Source organism: Pseudomonas monachiensis, assembly GCF_047345015.1.
Classification (GTDB): domain Bacteria; phylum Pseudomonadota; class Gammaproteobacteria; order Pseudomonadales; family Pseudomonadaceae; genus Aquipseudomonas; species Aquipseudomonas monachiensis.
Map to the genome: position 1 here is coordinate 1,094,213 of NZ_CP178857.1, position 17,641 is coordinate 1,111,853.

Below are 17,641 nucleotides of genomic sequence, written 5' to 3' on the forward strand. Positions count from 1 at the left end.
ATGGGCCGGTTCAGCGACCTCTTCGTTCGCGAGCTCAGCCGGCACCAGGTCTGGCGGTTTTTTCTGTTTGCCACCCTGGTGTATATCCTGCCGTTGATCCTCGCCGATTATCCCTACATCGATGACAACTGGCGCTCGCTGTCGGCGGGCATGGCCTGGGCCGAGCAGGGCCGACTCTTCGCCCAGCTGTTCTACAACGCGCTGACCTTCAGCCATGCCGCGCCGAACATCTTTCCCTTGCCCTTGCTGATCGCCACGCTGGCCATGGCGTCGGCGCTGACCAGCCTGACGCTCCATTACTTTCACAAGCCAAGCGTCGCTTGTTGCCTGGTACTGTTGCCGCTCTGGTACAACCCGTTCTTCCTGCAAAACCTGTCCTATCAATACGACGGTCCCACCACGACCCTCAGCCTGGTGGCAGTGATCTACGCCATCACCTTTCGTCACCCGTGGCGTAGCGTGCAATGGCTGGTGCCGGCGTTCCTGATTGCATTGGCGCTGGGGTTGTATCAGGTCAGCCTGAATGTGTTCCTGGGCCTGTGTTGCCTGGAGTTGCTCAGGGCCGCCAACGATAAGACGGCCCCGTTGCCATGGCGCGACCTGCTGGGCTGGAAAGCCGCCCAGGTCATCCTCGGCGGGTTGATCTACAGCGTCAGTGCGGGTCCGTACATGGACTCCAATCGCACATCGTTGCTCGATTGGACGGCGCACCCTTTTTTGCAGATTCAGATCAACATTGCCCGGGTCCTGGAAAAAGTCGTGCTGCTGTTCCATGGCGGATGGCTCTGGGTGTTCGGCGGGTTACTGTTGATCGCGATAGCCGGGGCAGTGCGGTTGGGATTGAACATAGCGGTGCGCCAGGACGGTGGGCCAAAGAAGCTGTTGATCGGCCTGATGTGTTTGCTGACTTTGCCGGTGGTGACGCTGCTGGTGTCCGGTGTCGCGCTGTTTTTTCGCGACTTCAACGAAGGCGCCCGCACCTTGATGGGCTTCGCCGTGTTGTTGGTGTTGCTGTTCTACCTGGGGCATCTGGCGCTGGCCTCGATCCATGAGCGGCTGCCGCTGCTGTTGATGATTCCCCTGTTGGCCATGTTGTCGCTGTCGTTCGCCTATGGTCGGGTGCTGACGGTGCAGAAAACCTTTGCGTCCACGGCACTGGCCGGTCTTGCGTACGACATCGCCAGCCACCAGTCGCTTCGCGAAGCCAGGCGGATCTACATCTCGGTGAGTTATTCCGACTATTGGTTAGTGGCGGCGGCAGGCTCATTCAAGCAGTTGCCGGTGCTGCACTATTTGCTCAATACCGACTTTTACATGCTGGCCGAAAACCTGCCGAAAGCGGGGATCACCAACGTGGTGGCGGAGCAGGAGCGGCGCAACGCGACGCGGGTCGGGTACCAGGGCTATCCGGCGCTGGTGGACAGCCAGTTCTACCGGATTTACCTGATCGGTGATTACGGTTTTATCGTGATGAAGGAACCGACCCCGAGCAAAACACTGCGCTGGTAATGCGCGATTTTGATCGGGGTGGCGAAGTCATGCCGCCGCTATGTCATTGGGCTCGAAACTGTCGGCCCGGGCCATCTGCCACATCCGCGAGTAGAACTCGCCGTTCACTTCGCCAGTCAGCAATTCCCCCGGTTTGAGGAACACGTGCAACTGCGAGAACAATTTGATCTCGGTCGCCGACATGCGTCGCACCAGATGCTTGGCTGACAGCTGTGACGGGTGTTCGAGGCCGGCGGCGGCGAGCATTTCCGCCAGGGCCTTGAGGGTGTTGCGGTGGAAGTTGAACACGCGCTGGGCCTTGTCCGGAACCACCAGCGCGCGCTGGCGCAGGGTGTCCTGGGTGGCGACGCCGGTCGGGCATTTATTGGTGTGGCAGCTCTGCGACTGAATGCAGCCGATGGCGAACATGAAACCGCGCGCCGAGTTGGCCCAGTCGGCGCCGATGGCCAGCACGCTGGCGATGTCGAAGGCGCTGACGATCTTGCCGCTGGCGCCGAGCTTGATCTTGTCCCGCAGGTTCAGGCCCACCAGGGTGTTGTGCACGAACAGCAGGCCTTCGCGCATCGGCACGCCGATGTGGTCGGTGAACTCCACGGGCGCGGCGCCGGTGCCGCCTTCCTTGCCGTCGACGACGATGAAGTCCGGGAGGATGCCCGTCTCCAGCATGGCCTTGGCGATGCCCATGAACTCCCACGGATGGCCGAGGCAGAACTTGAAGCCCACCGGTTTGCCGCCGGACAATTCACGCAGTTGCGCGATGAAATGCATCATTTCAATCGGCGTGGAAAACGCAGCGTGGCGCGACGGTGACACGCAGTCCTCGCCCATCAGGATGCCGCGGGTTTCAGCGATTTCCCGGGTGACCTTGTGCTTGGGCAGGATGCCGCCGTGGCCGGGCTTGGCGCCCTGGCTCATCTTGATTTCGATCATCCGTACCTGCGGCGTCCGGGCTTGCGCCGCAAAGCGTTCCGGGTCGAAACGGCCGTCGCTGGTGCGGCAGCCGAAGTAACCGCTGCCCAGTTCCCAGGTCAGGTCGCCACCGTTTTCCCGGTGATAGGGGCTGATGCTGCCTTCGCCGGTGTCATGGGCGAAGTTGCCGAGCTTGGCACCCTGGTTCAGCGCGCGGATGGCGTTGGCGCTGAGGGAGCCGAAACTCATGGCCGAGATATTGAACACTGACGCCGAATACGGCTGGGTGCACTGCGGGCCGCCGACGGTGACGCGGAAACTGCTCGGGTCGCTCAAGGGCGCGGGGCGCATGGAGTGGCCGATGAATTCGAAACCCGACTGATACACGTCAATCAGCGTGCCGAAGGGTTTGTCGGCGGTTTCATTCTTGGCCCGGGAATAGACCAGCGAGCGCTGGGCCCGGGAGAAGGGCAGGGCGTCACTGTCGGATTCGAGCAGGTACTGGCGGATCTCCGGGCGGATGCCTTCGACCAGGTAGCGGATATTGCCGAGGATCGGGTAATTGCGGCGCACTGCGTGGGGGCTTTGCAGCAGATCGAACACACCGATCAGGCTGAGGACAGCCGTGACGGCGGTGATCGGCCAGAGCCAGTCATAGTCAAGAAAAGGCAGGCTGGCGAGGGTGAATATCACGCAGGCGGCAAAGAAGGCGTAGCGGCTCAGGAGTGACAGGCTCATACGGTTTCCTTGGGTTCGGACTCGAGTTTAAAGATCGCAGCCTTCGGCAGCTCCTACAGGGAATGCGATCCATGTAGGAGCCGCCGAAGGCTGCGATCTTTTCAGGCATTTTGTGCCTGGAGAAAAATCGAAAACAGCTCGGACTGGGATTTGATCCCCAGCTTGCTGTACATGTGTTTCTTGTGGACTTTCACGGTTTCGACAGAGATTTCCAGCTTACGGGCGATTTCTTTACTGGAGCAACCGCTGAGCATCAAACGCCCGACATCCAGCTCCCGGGCCGTCAACTGCGCGCCTTTGAGCTGCTGCACCGAGGCTTCCAGCTGTACCCGCCAGTCGGCGTGTGGCGGTGCGGGGGCCAGGGCCACGGCTTCGTTGATGTCGTAGGGTAGACGCTGGCGCAACAGGCCGAGCACCCACGGCTGGATCAGCGACAACAAGGCGATCTGCTGGCCGCTGAAGCGCTGCTTGCTACCCAGAGACAGGCACAGCGTGCGGTCGCCTTCGAGCTGGCAATTGAACTGGATTTCATCGGCCACCACATTCAGGCGAAAGTAGCGCTGGTAATACTCGGTCAGCTCGAAGTGCTCCGGGGCTACTTCCGACAGACGATAAAGCCCGGTGCGCGACTGCTCGCGGCAGGCGATGTAGAAGGGGTCGAGCAGGTACAGGCCGCGCAGGTAGTCCTGGAACAACTGGTCGGGGCTGCCGTTTTCACCGGGGCATTCGGCGAACACTTGCGGGCGCTGATCGGCACTGAAAAGCAGCGCCACCCAGCTGTCGAAGGGTACGTACTGGTCCAGCAGGCGTACAAGCCGGGTCCAGAAATTGGGCTTGTCCAGGGCGTCGATCAGTTGCCCCACCGAGCGGTGCCAGGCGATGTCGTCCAACGAGAGTGTCATGCATCTACCCCTATCGTGTTACCCCAGCGGCGTGATTCCCCGCCCGGTTGCTTGGTGCGCATACTGGCGCACAGACACCGACCGGGCAATCTTTCTGCCGCCCGGCCCATGACAAGGAATACCCATGAAGGTCGAACTCGCCCAATTGGCAGGCCGTGACAACGACACGGCCTACAACCTCGAACGCACTCTGGCGGCGATGGCTGCGTGTGCAGCCGATACGCAACTGATCCTGTTCCCCGAAGGCCACTTGATGGGCTTCCCTTCGGCCGAGTCCGTGGCCGAGGTGGCCGAACCACTGGACGGCCCGTCCGTCAGCGCGGTAATCGCCGCCGCCCGCCAGCGCAATATCGGCGTGGCCATCGGCATGGCCGAGAACGACAACGGCCGCTTCTACAACACCACGCTGTTGATCACCCCTGAAGGCATCGCGCTGAAGTACCGCAAGACTCACTTGTGGGCCTCGGATCGCGGCGTCTACGAGGCGGGCGATCGCTACGCCACCTGCCTGTGGAACGGCGTGCGCGTGGGCCTGCTGATTTGCTACGACATCGAATTCCCCGAAAGCGCCCGTGCCCTGGCGCAACTGGGGGCCGAACTGTTGATCGTCACCAACGGCAACATGGACCCCTACGGCCCGACCCACCGCACCGCGATCATGGCCCGCGCCCAGGAAAACCAGGCGTTTGCGCTGATGGTCAACCGGGTGGAAGAGGGTGACGGTGGTTTGCTGTTTGCCGGCGGCAGCGCATTGGTCGATCCAATGGGCACCTTGTTGTTCGAAGCCGGACGCGAGGAAGGGCAGTTTGCGGTCGAGCTGGACCTGAACCAGCTGACGGCGGCACGCCAGGATTACCGTTATCTGGATGATCAGCGGCTGAGGTTGCCGGGGGAGGTGGTTGAGCAGGCGGGTGGGCTGCGGGAGCTGCTGATTCCTTCGAACTGAACATCAAAAGATCGCAGCCTTCGGCAGCTCCTACAGGTAAATGCGTTCGGCGTAGGAGCTGCCGAAGGCTGCGATCTTTTCAGGCTTTCAACTGGATTCAACGCCAAAGAACAACAACGCAACACCCGTAATTTGCGCCGAACTCGGCTCTGCCATAAATCCAATAAAATCCGGAGTAGTCGCTCATGGCTCGTTTGCAACGCACCCTGTCACTAGGGTCGGTGGTGCTGTTTGGCATCGCCTACATGACGCCGATCATTGTGCTCGGCACCTTTGGCATCCTCGCCCAATCCACCGCCGGCATGGTGCCGGCCGCGTACCTCGCGGCGCTGGTGGCGATGTTCTTTACCGCCATGAGCTACGGGCGCATGGCCTCGGCGTTCCCGGTGGCCGGCTCGGCCTACAGCTACGTGCGCAAGGCCATCAGCCCGAGGCTCGGGTTCATCGCCGGTTGGGCGGTGCTGCTCGATTACCTGTTCCTGCCCATGGCGATCTGGCTGATCGGCGCGGCTTACCTCAACTCCGCATTCCCGGCGGTGCCGCAGTGGATCTGGGTACTGGCGTTCATCGGCATCACCAGCGCGATCAACATCGTCGGCCTGAAACTGGCCAACGGCATCAATGCCTTGCTAATGCTGGTGCAGTTTCTGGTACTGATCGCCTTCGTCGCACTGTGCGTGCATTACGTCGGCGGTGATGCAAGCACGCCGTTGTGGTCGATCAAACCGTTCTTCAATGGCGACATGCAGATGCCGCTGATCATGAGCGGCGCGGCCATCGCCTGTTACTCGTTCCTGGGCTTCGACGCGGTCAGCACCCTGACCGAGGAAACCCGTGATCCACGCCGCACCATTCCCCGGGCGATCATGCTGATCACCCTGATCGGCGGGCTGATTTTCGTCGGTGTGTCGTACTTCGTGCAGGTCGCCCATCCGTCGTTCCAGTTCGACAGCGTCGACTCGGCGGCCTATGAAATTGCCCGCAACATCGGTGGCGACCTGTTCGTCTCGATCTTCCTGATCGGCCTGATCGTCGGCCAGTTCGCCTCGGGCCTGTCGGCCCAGGCCAGCGGTTCGCGGCTGCTGTACGCCATGGGCCGCGACGGCGTGTTGCCGAAGTCGTTTTTCGGCACCTTGCACGAACGCTTCGGCACGCCGATCAACAGCATCCTGCTGTGCGCGGTGGTGGCGTTGCTGGCACTGAAACTGGACGTCACCACCTCGACCTCGTTCATCAACTTCGGCGCGTTCCTGGCGTTCAGCCTGGTGAACCTGTCGGTGATCTTCCATTACTGGATCGGTGGCGAAAACAAAGGTCTGCGCGAGTTCGTGTTGTTCCTGCTGTTCCCGTTCATCGGCCTGGCAGCGGATTTGTGGCTGATGGTCAGCCTCGATCACCTGGCGATTTACCTGGGCTTGAGCTGGCTGGCAATCGGCGTGGTGTACCTGGCGGTGCTGACCGGCGGGTTCCGTCGGCAGCCGCCGGAGATGGACTTCCAGGAAGCGCTCTGAGGCGCCGTCAGGCGGCCGGTCGGGTCTGGCGTAGCGGTAGTTGTACGCGAAACGTCGTCCCGCTCCCCAGCTCGCTGCTCACCGAAATATCGCCACCGTGTTTTTTCACAATGCCATAGGACAGGGACAGGCCGAGCCCTGTCCCTTGGCCCACCGGTTTAGTAGTGAAAAACGGATCGAAGATTTTTTGCAGGGTGTCGGGCGCGATGCCTGATCCTGTATCGGCGATTTCGATCCATGCCGTCTCGCCCTGCGTCCCGGTGCGAAGGGTGATGGTGCCGCGTTCGGGGCCCATGGCCTGCGCGGCGTTGACCACGAGGTTCATGATGACCTGGTTGATTTGCGACGGCAGGCACTCGATTTCCGGCAGCACCTGATAGTCTTTGACTACATCCGCCTTGTACTTGAGTTCGCTGGCGACGATGTTCAGTGTCGACTCGATGCCCTGTTGCAGATTGGCCCATTGCCATTCCTGATTGTTGTCGATCCGGGAGAAGTCTTTCAGGTCCCTGACGATCTGCCCGACCCGGCTGATTCCCTCCTTCGACTCTTTGATCAGCAGCGGCACATCCTCGCGCAGATACTCAAGTTCGATCTGCTCGCGCATGTGCTCAAGTTGCAACGCTGTCTGGCTGCCCGCCAGGACCTGTTCAGCGCTGTGATAGGCGTCGAGCATGGTCAGCAATTGCTGAAAGTAACCGTCAAGAGTGCCAAGGTTGGAGGAGATGAACCCGATCGGATTGTTGATCTCATGCGCGACACCGGCCGCCAGTTGGCCCAGCGAAGCGAGCTTTTCCGATTGCACCAACTGGCCTTCCAGTTGCTTGCGCTCGTCGATTTCCCGCTGCAAAGCCTCGCTGGCCTGCTTGAGCTGGGCGGTGCGCTGATCCACCAGGTGTTCCAGGTGATGCATCTGCAGCGAGGCCCGTTCGGTCATTTCCCATTTGGTCAGCAAGGTGTTGGCCATCTGCTTGACTTCGATATTGTCGAACGGTTTCTTCAGGATCAGCAGCCGGTCATGGGCATTCAGACGATTGAGCAGATCGTCCCAGGAATAATCGGAGTAGGCGGTACAGACCACCACCTGTAATTGCGGATCCTGCTGCCACAGGTGTTCGATGGTCTTTGCCCCGTCCCAGCCGTCGGGCATACGCATGTCGACAAACGCCAGCGCGTAGGGGCGTTGTTCCTGCAGCGCGAGGTTGAGTTTGCCCAGGCCTTCTTCGCCACCATAGGCCGAATCCAGTTCGAAAATCGGGCGCTCGGGTTGGGTCTGTTCGCCAAACAATGCGGCCTCCATCTCGTCGAGTTCTGCCGAGTGAGCCTGGGGCGGGGCGAGGATCTTGCGAAAATCGTCGTGGATCGACGGCATGTCGTCGATTAACAGAATGCGGCGGTTCGAGAGCTCACTCATGCGTTCTCCGTTACGGTGATCAGCGGTATCTGCAAGGTAAACAACGCGCCAAGGCCGGGGCCGTCGCTATGGGCGGTGAGGTGGCCATTCATCTCGATGGCCGCCAGCGCGCAGCTGTGCAGGCCGAAACCATGACCTTCCTTGCGGGTGGTGAAACCGTGGGCAAAGATCCGCGTCATGTTTTCCGGGGCGATACCTTCGCCATCATCCCTGACGCTGATTTCCAGGAAAGTGTCGTCGACGATTCGCACACCGAGGGTCATTTCCCTTGAGCGGTTGTTGAGGTCGGACATTGCGTACTTGGCATTGCTGATCAGGTTGATCAGGATCAGCAGCAAGCGGTGCTTGTCCCCCATCACCTGAGGCACCTCGCTGTATTCCTTGATCACCGTGACGTGATGCCGGGCCAGCGCACCGGTATTCATGCGCAGTGCGTCTTCGAGCAGTTCGCTGATGTACAGCGGTTCGGTGATGCTGTTGGCCCCGGCATAGGATTGCTGGGTGGCAACGATGTCCTTGATATGGTCGACGCTCTTGCTCATCTGACCCAGTTCGTCGGCCATCTCCTGCTGTTCCTGGGCGATGGCGCCGACCAGTTGATTGAGATAACCGGGCAGTAGCTTGCCCTTTTCGTCCTCGGTCAGGAAATGGCCAAGATCCTCCGGATGGCCGTTGATCAGTTGCATTGCCTTGCCCAGTCCGAGGGTCTTGCTGCTGCGAAGCTTTCGAGCAATCAGGTCGGCAGAGATGTTCACGCTATTGAGCACGTTGCCGACGTTGTGCAGCACGTTGGTCGCGATTTCGGCCATGCCGGCCTGGCGCGCGGCGCCGAGCAGTTCGCTCTGGGCATTCCTGAGCTCGCGGGTACGTTCCTCGACCCGCTGTTCGAGCACGTCGTTGGCGGTTTGCAGAGCATTGTTGACCCGGTTGATCTCGGCGAAGCTGCGGATCAGCCGAAATGCCAGCCACATCAGCAGCAATACCAGCAGGCCGGAAAACACCAGCAGGTAGAAATGGTATTTCTTGTCGATTTTCTCGGACCGTTGCTGATCCAGGTTGAGCATGTTGGTGATGTCGTCCAGACGATCCGCCACGGGAACCGCTTCGATGTCTTCGAGCAAAGCGTTGACAAGCGGCTGCTCGCGCAGGATCAGGGCGACGTGATTGCTGAGGATCCTGATCGGGGTATGAAACTCCCCAGGCAAGCGTTGCGCGTTCACCGCCAGTTTGCTCAGCCCCACCTGAATGTCGGCGGCTTTGTCGACGGAGGTGACCTGGGCGAACTCCAGGGCACTGAGCAACAGGTCATAGGTATCGGTGGCGATGTTTTGCACTTGCAGCTTGTCGAGGTCAGGCAGGTCGGCCAGTTGCGCCTGGATGTCGTCCTCGGCGGTGGGCAGGAAGGCCAGCGAGTTGCGCAGCAAGGCGTTGTGCGACTTGAACTGCTCCACCAGTCGGGTCTTTTCCTGCATCGCCTGCAGAAAAGCCTCGTGGGCATCGCTCCATTGCTTTGAGTCGTTGCGCCCATGACCTGACTCCATGGTATCGAACTGCTCCCATAGCCGGTTCATCTCGTTCATTGGCGAAACCAGAGGGTCGTAGTTATGCGAAATCGCCACCCGGGACTTGAGGACCTCGTTTTCCCACTGGGCGTCCTGCTGTTTCATCAGGCGGATCAGATCCCGGGATTCCGAGTAGGTCACGGTCTGTTCCGAGTTGGATTTGAAGTACAGAAAAACCAGGGTCGAGGCCAGGAGCACGGCGACGAGCGCGAGTAACAGCAGGCTGAAGCGGCGTGAAAGCTTTATCATGACTTGCCCTTCCATTCGCCGGTCAGGGTCTTGAGAAACTTCACAATCAGCGCTTTGTCTTCAGCGCTCGGCATGCGCCCCAACTGGTACTGGAACATGACGTCCACGGCTCTTTCGAGGGTGGGCGCCGAGCCGTCGTGAAAGTAGGGGGCGGTCAGCGCGACATTGCGCAGGCTCGGGACCTTGAACACCGAGCGGTCCGCTTCGTCACCGGTAATGTTGAACCGTCCCTGGTCAGCGACGGTCGGGTTGCCGCGATCGGCGATGTAATCACCGAACACCCCGAACTTCTGGAACATGTTGCCACCGATGTTCACGCCCTGATGACAGGCTATGCAGCCGTAGTCCTTGAAGCGCTGATAGCCGTATTTCTCGTCGAGGGTCAGGATGCTTGTATTGCCCAGCAGGTATTGATCGAAACGGGATCCGGGCGTCAGCAGGGTGCGCTCGTAGGCGGCCAGTGCGCTCTGTATATTGGCCTTGGTCACTGCCTTCGGGAACGCCGCGCTGAAGCCTGCGCGGTAGTCTGGATCCTCGTTGATCCGCTGGATGATGGTGTTCCAGTCGCTGCCCATTTCGTGGGGACTGGTAATGACGACGTTGCTTTGCGCCTCGAGCGTTTCGACGCGGCCGTCCCAGAATTGGCGAAAGTTGAGGCTGGCGTTGAATACCGTTGGCGTGTTGATCGATACCGGTTGTCCATCGAAGCCGAGGGAAAGCGCGCGGGTGTCGGCTCCGCTCTTGTCCAGTTGATGACAACTGGCGCAGGACAGGGTGTTGTTGACCGACAGGCGCGGATCACTGAAGAGCTTGCGACCGAGTTCGACCTGAGCGGGGTTCTGTTTCGGTATCTCGGGCAACGGTTTGAGCGGTTCGTCCAGCGGCGCGGCACCGGCGATAGCACTGAGCCCGTAAAGCAGGATCGCAAGGGAGTGGGGGACAAGGGAGATGGGCCATCGTCTCGCGAATTTACCGCCGGACTGTCGTGTCTGCCTGTTCATGAGTCGTCTCGCTGTTCTGCCCAGCCAACGGCCAGCAGCCGCGCAAAAGAGTCTGCCGGCAGGGCCTTGCTGAAGTAGTAACCTTGGCCTTCCTCACATTGATGGGCCTTGAGAAACGCCAGTTGTTCCTCGGTCTCGACGCCTTCGGCGATGACATTCAGATCGAGGCTCCTGCCCAGGCTGATGATCGCGCTGACCAGGGCGGCATCGTTGGTGTCATTGCTCAAGCCACGAATGAACGACTGATCGATTTTCAGCACATCGATGGGGAACCGGCGCAGATAGCTCAAGCTGGAATAACCGGTGCCGAAGTCATCGATGGCCAGCCGCACTCCTAGCGTCTTCAGCCGGTTCAGCGCGGTCATGGTCGTTTCAACGTTCTGCATCAGTACCCCTTCGGTTATTTCCAGTTCCAGCAGGCAGGGGGGCATTTCCGTTTGTTGGAGTATCTGTTCGATACCTTCGACGAAATCACGTTGGCGAAAGTCGATGGCCGATGTGTTGACTGACATGCGGATCGCCGGCAGGCCGGCTGCTTGCCAGCGTTGTGCCTGACGACAGGCTTCGGCCAGAACCCACTTGCTCAGTGGCACGATCAGGCCGCTGTCTTCGGCCACGGGGATGAACTCGGACGGATAGACCAGGCCATGCCCGGGTTTTTGCCAACGCACCAGCGCCTCCGCACCGACTACCCGTCCGCTGCTCAGTTCGATTTTCGGTTGGTAGTGCAGGACGAATTCGTGCCTTTGCAGGGCCTGACGAATGCCCGATTCGATGCTCTGCTGCTCCCTGGCACGCTGGTTCATGGCTTCGATGAAGAAACCGATGTCGTTCGGACCGCTCTCCTTGACATGGCGCATGGCGGACTCGGCTTTTTTGATCAGGTCAATGGCCTCGAACCCGTCATCGGGGTAAACGCTGATACCCAGGCTGGCGGTGATGCTGATCTCTTGGCCGGCGATCGACTGTGGGCTGCGCACGGCACTCAGCAGTTTTTCGGCGATGCCGCGGGTCTGCTGGGGGTGGTTGATGTCGCTGAGGATCACCACGAATTCGTCGGCGCCATAGCGAAAGACCGAGTCGGACTCTCGCACGTACTTGAGCAGTTGTTGCCCGACCCGGTTGAGCATTTCGTCCCCGGCCGGGTGGCCCAGCGCGTTGTTGATGCGCTTGAACCGATCCAGTCCGAGAAACATCACCACCAGGTGCTTGTCATGGCGTCGGGCAGCGGCCAGCGACTGGCTCAGGCGATCACCCAGCAAAGTGCTGTTGGGCAGCCCAGTGAGGGCGTCGTACTGCAGCAGGTGCGACACCTTGAGCAGTTCGTGTACCCGTGCCTCGATGGTCTGCTCAAGGCTCAACAACTTCAGCGCCGCGTCCTGTGCCAGTTGCCATTTCCAGGTCAGGGCATTGGCCATCTGGCGGATTTCCAGGGTATCGAAAGGTTTTTTCAGAATCAGCAACTGGTCACCGAGCTCCAGTCGTTCGGCCATGGCTTCCCAGCTGTAGTCGGTATAGGCGGTGCACAAGGCAATTTGCAGGTTCGGGTCGGCATTCCACAGGTGTTCAATGGTTTCAAGACCGTCCCAGCCAGGCGGCATACGCATGTCGATAAACGCCAGGGCATAGGGGTGGCCATCGGCCAGTGCGCGTTCGACCAACGCCAGGGCTTCCTTGCCCTGGTAGGCGGAGTCGAGCTGGAAGTTGAGGCGCGAAGATTGCCGAGTCCCGAACAGTGAGTGTTCGAGACTGTTCAGATCCGCTTCGCCGTCGGTGTTCGGGGTGAGGATTTTGCGAAAATCGGCATGGATCGCCGGTGTATCGTCGATGATTAGAATACGTCGGTTGGTCTGGGAGAAAAGTGTTTTCATTCCTCATCCTCCCTGGAGGATGGGGGCGCCATGTTCCCGTCCTTGAGCAACCGGGCCGCTTGTTCCGCGCTTACGGCCTCGCTGAAGTACAGGCCTTGTGCGCTTGGCAGCGGGGCGGTTGACGCTGGCGTGCGGGGCCGATCCGATGGCTGGACGCCTTCGGTAATGATGCCGATTCCCAGGTCCCGGGCGAAGTTGACGATTGCCCGCAGGCTGTTGGCGCCAGCCGCATCCTGAGTCGCGCCGTCGATAAAGGATTGGTTGAGCTTCAGGTGATTGACCCGGTAGGTTTTCAGGTAATCGAATGATGAATATTCGGTGCCGAAATCATCGATGGCGATTTTTACCCCCAGCTCACGCAGTCGTGGCAGCACATCGTTTTGGGTCCACTTGGTTTGTGCCAGAGTCGCTTCGGTCACGTCGAAACGCAGGTCCCAGGGGGCGAGTTCCCAGCGCGCAGTGGTGCGCAGCACGTCGTAAATGAGCTCCGGACCACTCTTTAGCTGCGCCAGGGACAGTTTGATCGCCATCACGGGGGGCGCCATTCCCTCGTTACGCCACAGGCTCATCTGCCGGCAGGCCTGATCCAGCACCCAGCGCCCGAGAGGGATGATGGCACCGGTCTTTTCCGCCGCGGGCACGAAAGCCGGCGCCAGCAGTTCGCCGCGCCGGGGATGACACCAGCGCACTTGCGCTGCCATGCCCAGGATCCTGCCGCTGTGCATATCCACTTCCGGAACGTAATGCAGCGCCAGTTCATCGCGCTCGATGGCCGTCATCAAGTCATTGGCGATGGCCATGCGCTCGGCCACTTCTTGGGTGATCTCCTGCGAGTGGAAGTGATATTGGTTGCGGCCCATTTCCTTGGAGCGGTACAGCGCCATGTCCGCCTGGCTCAGCAGGCTGTCGGCGTCGAGGCAGGCGACGCCGTAGCTACTGATGCCTATGCTGACTGAAATATGCAGAGCATTGCCGGCGAGGTTGTACGGCGTCAGCAGCGCATCGCGGATATTGGCCGCCATGGCGGCGGACTGGGTCGGGTCGCTGACGTCCAGTTGCAGGATCGCGAACTCGTCCCCGCCCAGGCGTGCCACCACATCGTTTTCCCGCACGCCGAATTTGATGCGCCGGGCCACTTCCTGCAACAGCAGATCACCCACCGGGTGGCCGAGGGTGTCGTTGATCCGCTTGAAGTGATCAAGGTCCAGATAAAATACCGCGAATGCCTCTGCGCCTCGACGTGCGGCAGCAAAGGCCTGATGCAAGCGTTCGATCAGGGTGGCGCGGTTGGCCAGGCCGGTGAGCCCGTCCGTGCGGGCGAGCAGGGCCATTTTTTCTTCGGCCTGCCGGCGTTCGGTAATGTCGAGAATGATCCCCTCGACTTCCAGCAGGCGACCGTCATGGTCGCGTACGGGAATGTAGCGGTTCTCTACCCAGCGCCATGCTCCCTGGCCGGTGCGCAGGCGAAATTCAATCGAGGCGCCCAGCGCATGACGGTCCAGCACCCGGGCCATGGCCGCATCGACACTGGCCTGGTCTTCCGGGTGGATCAACTGCTGGGCCCAGTTGGCCGAGCCCACCAGATCGGCGGCGACGTGTCCGTAGCGGGTGATGTTATGGGAAATGTACATCAGCGGAAACGACGGTTCGCCACGCAACCGGTAAAGGATGGTCGGGCTGTTCTGCACGATGATATTGGCGTCGGACAGTTCCCGGGTGCGTTCCTGGACCGCTTGTTCCAGCAGGTTCATCTTGAGCGCGGCGTCTTCGGTCATCTGCCATTTGACCGTGAGGGCGCTGGCCATCTGGCGTATTTCAATTGCATCGAAGGGCTTCTTCAGAATCAGCAGGCGGTCGTTCAGCGCCAGCCGTCGGTCGATGTCCTCCCAGGAGTAGTCGGAGTAGGCAGTGCACAGCGCCACCTGCAGTTTGGGATCGACCTGCCACAACCGTTCGATGGTCTCCAGGCCATCCCAGCCTGGTGGCATTCGCATGTCGATGAAAGCCATGGCGTAGGGGCGATCGTTCGCCAGGGCGGCTTCGAGTTTGTCCAGGGCTTCGCGGCCCTGGAAGGCCGAGTCCAGTTCAAAGTGTTGGGCCGGTGTGGTGGACAGGGTGCCGAACAGGAGGTTTTCGGTTTGCCCCAGACTGTCATCCTCGACAGTGGCCGGGCTGAGTATCTTGGCGAAATCGGCATGAATCGACGCGGTATCGTCGACGATGAGCACACGACGATTGATGCGCGTCTGCCAGGTGTTCATGGGGCGGTACCGGCAGGAGTACGCGCGTTCATTTTCGGGAGCATCCTTTTCCCTCGTCACATGGCTGCCAGCAGGCCGGTTGTACAGTCCATTGCGTTGAGCATAGTCGCCATTGGCCATTTTGCCCGCAGAACTCAAAACAATAATTAGCGCGAGCGATACGGAAAATCATCTAGCCTGTCATTCAAGCGTAGGCGGGAAAGACGGTAGGCCCGCGCTGCCTGTCACACTAAATGACTCGCTTGAGACCATGCCATGGAAGAGCAATCCGTACCGATGTTGAACAGTCGCCCCAAAGTGTTGCTGGTCGATGATGAGGAGCCGATCCTCAACAGTCTGCGTCGCCTGTTGCGCGGCCAGCCCTACGAGGTGTTGCTGGCCACCAGCGGTGCCCAGGCGTTGGAAATCATGGCGTTGCAGCCAGTGGATCTGGTGATGAGCGATGCACGCATGCCCAATATGGACGGCGCCACGTTGCTGGCCCATGTCCGTCAGCGCTATCCCGCGACCATGCGGATCATGCTCACCGGCTATGCAGACCCCTCGGCGATCATCAAAGCCATCAATGAGGGGCAGATCCACCACTACATCAGCAAACCCTGGAATGACGACGAAATGCTCCTGACCCTGCGCCAGGCCCTGGACCACCAGCATTCGGAGCGTGAGCGCCAGCGCCTGGAACAATTGACCCGGGTGCAGAACGACCAGCTCAAGTTGCTCAACAGCACACTGGAAAAACATGTCGCCGCCCGCACCGCCGAATTGCAGCAGACCGCCGACATGCTCGACCTGGCTTACGAGGAGCTCAAGCACAGCTATGTCACCGGCACCGAGGTGTTCTCGCTGTTGGCCAATCTGCGCCTGCCATCGGCCAAGCAGACCAACCGGCAGATCATCGAACTGGTGCGCGGGTACTGCACGGAACATGGGCTGGATGAAGCTGCCAGCCGCGACCTGGCCATGGCGGCCGCTCTGTACAACATCGGCAAGCTGAGCTGGTCCGACAGCATGATGGTCACCCCTTCGGATCTGCTGAGGCACACTGACCGCGACCGCTATCGTGGCTATCCGAAGCAGAGCGAATCGCTACTGATGACCCTGGACCCGATGAAGGACGCGGCGCGGTTGATCCTGCACCATCAGGAACGCTGGGACGGCAGTGGTTTCCCCGACCGGCTCAAGGGCAAAGCCATTCCGTTCGGATCGCGATTGCTGAAGCTGGCGGTCGACTTCGTCGAGTTGCAGCGAGGATTGATTCTCGAACGACAGATGAACAGCGACGAAGCGCTGCTCTACCTGCGCCAGTACGCCGGACGGCTTTACGATCCTGACCTGCTCGAAGATTTCATCAAGGTATGCACCACATTCCTGAGCGATATCACCCTGGCCGATCCGCAGGTCAAGGTCCTGACCACCCGGGAACTGACGGCCGGGATGATGCTGGCGCGCAATCTCAACGCCGATAACGGCATGCTCCTGCTCAATGCCGGCAAGGTGTTGAACGGGCCGCTGGTGGAAAAACTGATCGCCTTCGAAGCCATGGAAGGCGGCAAGTACAGGATTTTCGTGAAGGTCCCGCAGGATACGCCGGAGCTGGTTCAGGCCAAGGCATGACGGCGGACGGTCGGACATGGGATCCTAGTGATTTCCACCAGGGTCCATGGCTGACACATGACATCTGTATCCGCTGTTTTACCGCGTATTATCCATATCGCCGCCGCCCTGCTGATCGGCCCTGATGGCCGCACACTGCTGGTGCGCAAGCGTGGCACCACGGCGTTCATGCAGCCGGGTGGCAAGATCGAGCCCCATGAGTTGCCGGTCCACGCCCTGGCCCGGGAACTTGAAGAAGAGTTGACTCTGGACATCGACCCGGCGCAGGCCGTTTACCTCGGTCACTTCTCGGCACCGGCCGCCAACGAGCCGGGTTTTGTTGTACACGCCGAGCTTTTTCAGCTGAACATTGATTCGGATGTCACCCCGCAGGCAGAGATCGAAGAAGTGATCTGGATCGACCCGGCCACCGAAGGCGATGTCAGCCTGGCGCCATTGACACGGGACCTGATCCTGCCGTTTTATCGTGCATCGCTGACTGCGATCGCCTGATCATCACGCAAAGGACTTCGCCCATGATCCCGCTTCAAGACCTGCTGATTTTTGCTGCCGCCGCGTTGCTGATGGTACTGACGCCGGGGCCGAATATGATCTACCTGATCTCCCGTTCGATCTGCCAGGGGCGCAAGGCCGGGGTGATTTCGTTGCTTGGGGTGGTTGCGGGATTCTTCGTGCATCTGTTTGCCGCCGCCGCCGGTTTGACCGCGGTGTTCCTGGCCGTGCCGATGGCCTATGAAGTGTTGAAGTGGGCCGGTGCGTTGTACCTGTTGTGGCTGGCCTGGCAGGCGATCAAGCCCGGTGCGCGCTCGCCGTTCGAGGCGCAGCAGTTGCCCCCGGATTCGTCGCGCAAGCTGATCACCATGGGCTTTCTGACCAGTGCCCTGAACCCGAAAATCGCAGTGTTCTATCTGTCGGTGTTTCCGCAGTTCATCACGCCGGAGCACGGCTCGGTGTTCAGCCAGAGCATCATCCTCGGCCTGACCCAGATCAGCGTGAGTTTCTGCGTCAACCTGCTGATCGCCATGTTTGCCGCGGGCATCGCCTCGTGGTTTGTCAGCAATCCGACCTGGCTGGCGATGCAGCGCTATTTCATGGGCTTCGTATTGTCGGCGCTGGCGCTGCGGTTGATGCTTGAGCAAAAACGGATGGCTTGA

Annotated in this window: 13 protein-coding genes and 2 pseudogenes; 6 read left to right on the forward strand and 9 right to left on the reverse strand. The window is 60.3% G+C overall.

All coding sequences use genetic code 11. From position 1 onward, the window contains the following. On the forward strand, positions 1–1,509 hold the full coding sequence (locus ACMDB8_RS04790; RefSeq protein WP_409078257.1) for a glucosyltransferase domain-containing protein: 1,509 nt from the start codon (positions 1–3) through the stop codon (positions 1,507–1,509). Positions 1,510–1,536: 27 nt separating this feature from the next. On the opposite strand, the gene ACMDB8_RS04795 is transcribed toward ACMDB8_RS04790, so the two are convergent. Then, positions 1,537–3,156, reverse strand: a complete 1,620-nt coding sequence (locus ACMDB8_RS04795; protein WP_409078256.1) for an FMN-binding glutamate synthase family protein — start codon at positions 3,154–3,156, stop codon at positions 1,537–1,539. 101 nt (positions 3,157–3,257) lie between these two features. After that, complete coding sequence (locus ACMDB8_RS04800) at positions 3,258–4,058, reverse strand: helix-turn-helix transcriptional regulator (RefSeq protein ID WP_223542189.1); 801 nt, start codon at positions 4,056–4,058, stop codon at positions 3,258–3,260. Between the two features lie 124 nt (positions 4,059–4,182). Between ACMDB8_RS04800 and ACMDB8_RS04805 the strand changes: the two genes are divergently transcribed. After that, on the forward strand, positions 4,183–5,004 hold the full coding sequence (locus tag ACMDB8_RS04805; protein ID WP_056721126.1) for a carbon-nitrogen hydrolase family protein: 822 nt from the start codon (positions 4,183–4,185) through the stop codon (positions 5,002–5,004). A gap of 185 nt (positions 5,005–5,189) precedes the next feature. Beyond that, positions 5,190–6,515 carry an APC family permease gene (locus ACMDB8_RS04810; RefSeq protein ID WP_409078255.1) on the forward strand — a complete coding sequence of 442 codons (1,326 nt, stop codon included), beginning with the start codon at positions 5,190–5,192 and terminating at the stop codon, positions 6,513–6,515. Positions 6,516–6,522: 7 nt separating this feature from the next. Here ACMDB8_RS04810 and ACMDB8_RS04815 read toward each other — a convergent pair whose 3' ends face one another. The 7 genes and pseudogenes from ACMDB8_RS04815 to ACMDB8_RS04845 all read right to left on the reverse strand — a co-directional run bounded on the left by ACMDB8_RS04815 (position 6,523) and on the right by ACMDB8_RS04845 (position 14,873). Continuing rightward, the gene (locus tag ACMDB8_RS04815; RefSeq protein ID WP_413966580.1) at positions 6,523–7,191 is read right to left on the reverse strand and encodes an ATP-binding protein; all 669 of its coding nucleotides are present in this window, start codon (positions 7,189–7,191) and stop codon (positions 6,523–6,525) included. A gap of 57 nt (positions 7,192–7,248) precedes the next feature. Beyond that, positions 7,249–7,335 (reverse strand): annotated as a pseudogene (locus ACMDB8_RS04820) (sensor histidine kinase); the annotation flags it as partial. A 204-nt stretch (positions 7,336–7,539) separates the two neighbouring features. Beyond that, positions 7,540–7,929 (reverse strand): annotated as a pseudogene (locus ACMDB8_RS04825) (response regulator transcription factor); the annotation flags it as partial. Then, positions 7,926–9,740 (reverse strand): DAHL domain-containing protein, encoded by a 1,815-nt coding sequence (locus ACMDB8_RS04830; RefSeq protein WP_056721120.1) that lies wholly within the window; start codon positions 9,738–9,740, stop codon positions 7,926–7,928. The gene ACMDB8_RS04830 and the pseudogene ACMDB8_RS04825, both read right to left, overlap by 4 nt. Then, positions 9,737–10,741: a cytochrome-c peroxidase gene (locus ACMDB8_RS04835; protein WP_409078254.1), complete on the reverse strand. Its 1,005-nt coding sequence runs from the start codon at positions 10,739–10,741 to the stop codon at positions 9,737–9,739. The genes ACMDB8_RS04830 and ACMDB8_RS04835 overlap by 4 nt, the downstream gene beginning before the upstream one ends. After that, positions 10,738–12,612, reverse strand: a complete 1,875-nt coding sequence (locus ACMDB8_RS04840) for a putative bifunctional diguanylate cyclase/phosphodiesterase (RefSeq protein WP_056721116.1) — start codon at positions 12,610–12,612, stop codon at positions 10,738–10,740. Before ACMDB8_RS04840 ends, ACMDB8_RS04835 begins: the two co-directional genes overlap by 4 nt. Beyond that, positions 12,609–14,873 carry a GGDEF/EAL domain-containing response regulator gene (locus tag ACMDB8_RS04845; RefSeq protein WP_056721113.1) on the reverse strand — a complete coding sequence of 755 codons (2,265 nt, stop codon included), beginning with the start codon at positions 14,871–14,873 and terminating at the stop codon, positions 12,609–12,611. Before ACMDB8_RS04845 ends, ACMDB8_RS04840 begins: the two co-directional genes overlap by 4 nt. 255 nt (positions 14,874–15,128) lie before the next feature. On the opposite strand from ACMDB8_RS04845, the gene ACMDB8_RS04850 reads away from it, so the two are divergent. Genes ACMDB8_RS04850 through ACMDB8_RS04860 form a run of 3 tightly spaced genes read left to right on the forward strand, consistent with a single transcriptional unit; the run spans position 15,129 to position 17,641 of the window. Then, positions 15,129–16,487 (forward strand): HD domain-containing phosphohydrolase, encoded by a 1,359-nt coding sequence (locus ACMDB8_RS04850; RefSeq protein ID WP_056721111.1) that lies wholly within the window; start codon positions 15,129–15,131, stop codon positions 16,485–16,487. A gap of 57 nt (positions 16,488–16,544) precedes the next feature. Then, positions 16,545–16,979 carry an NUDIX hydrolase gene (locus ACMDB8_RS04855; protein ID WP_223542185.1) on the forward strand — a complete coding sequence of 145 codons (435 nt, stop codon included), beginning with the start codon at positions 16,545–16,547 and terminating at the stop codon, positions 16,977–16,979. Positions 16,980–17,002: 23 nt separating this feature from the next. After that, entirely contained in the window at positions 17,003–17,641 is a 639-nt protein-coding gene (locus ACMDB8_RS04860; protein WP_056721107.1) for a LysE family translocator, read from the forward strand.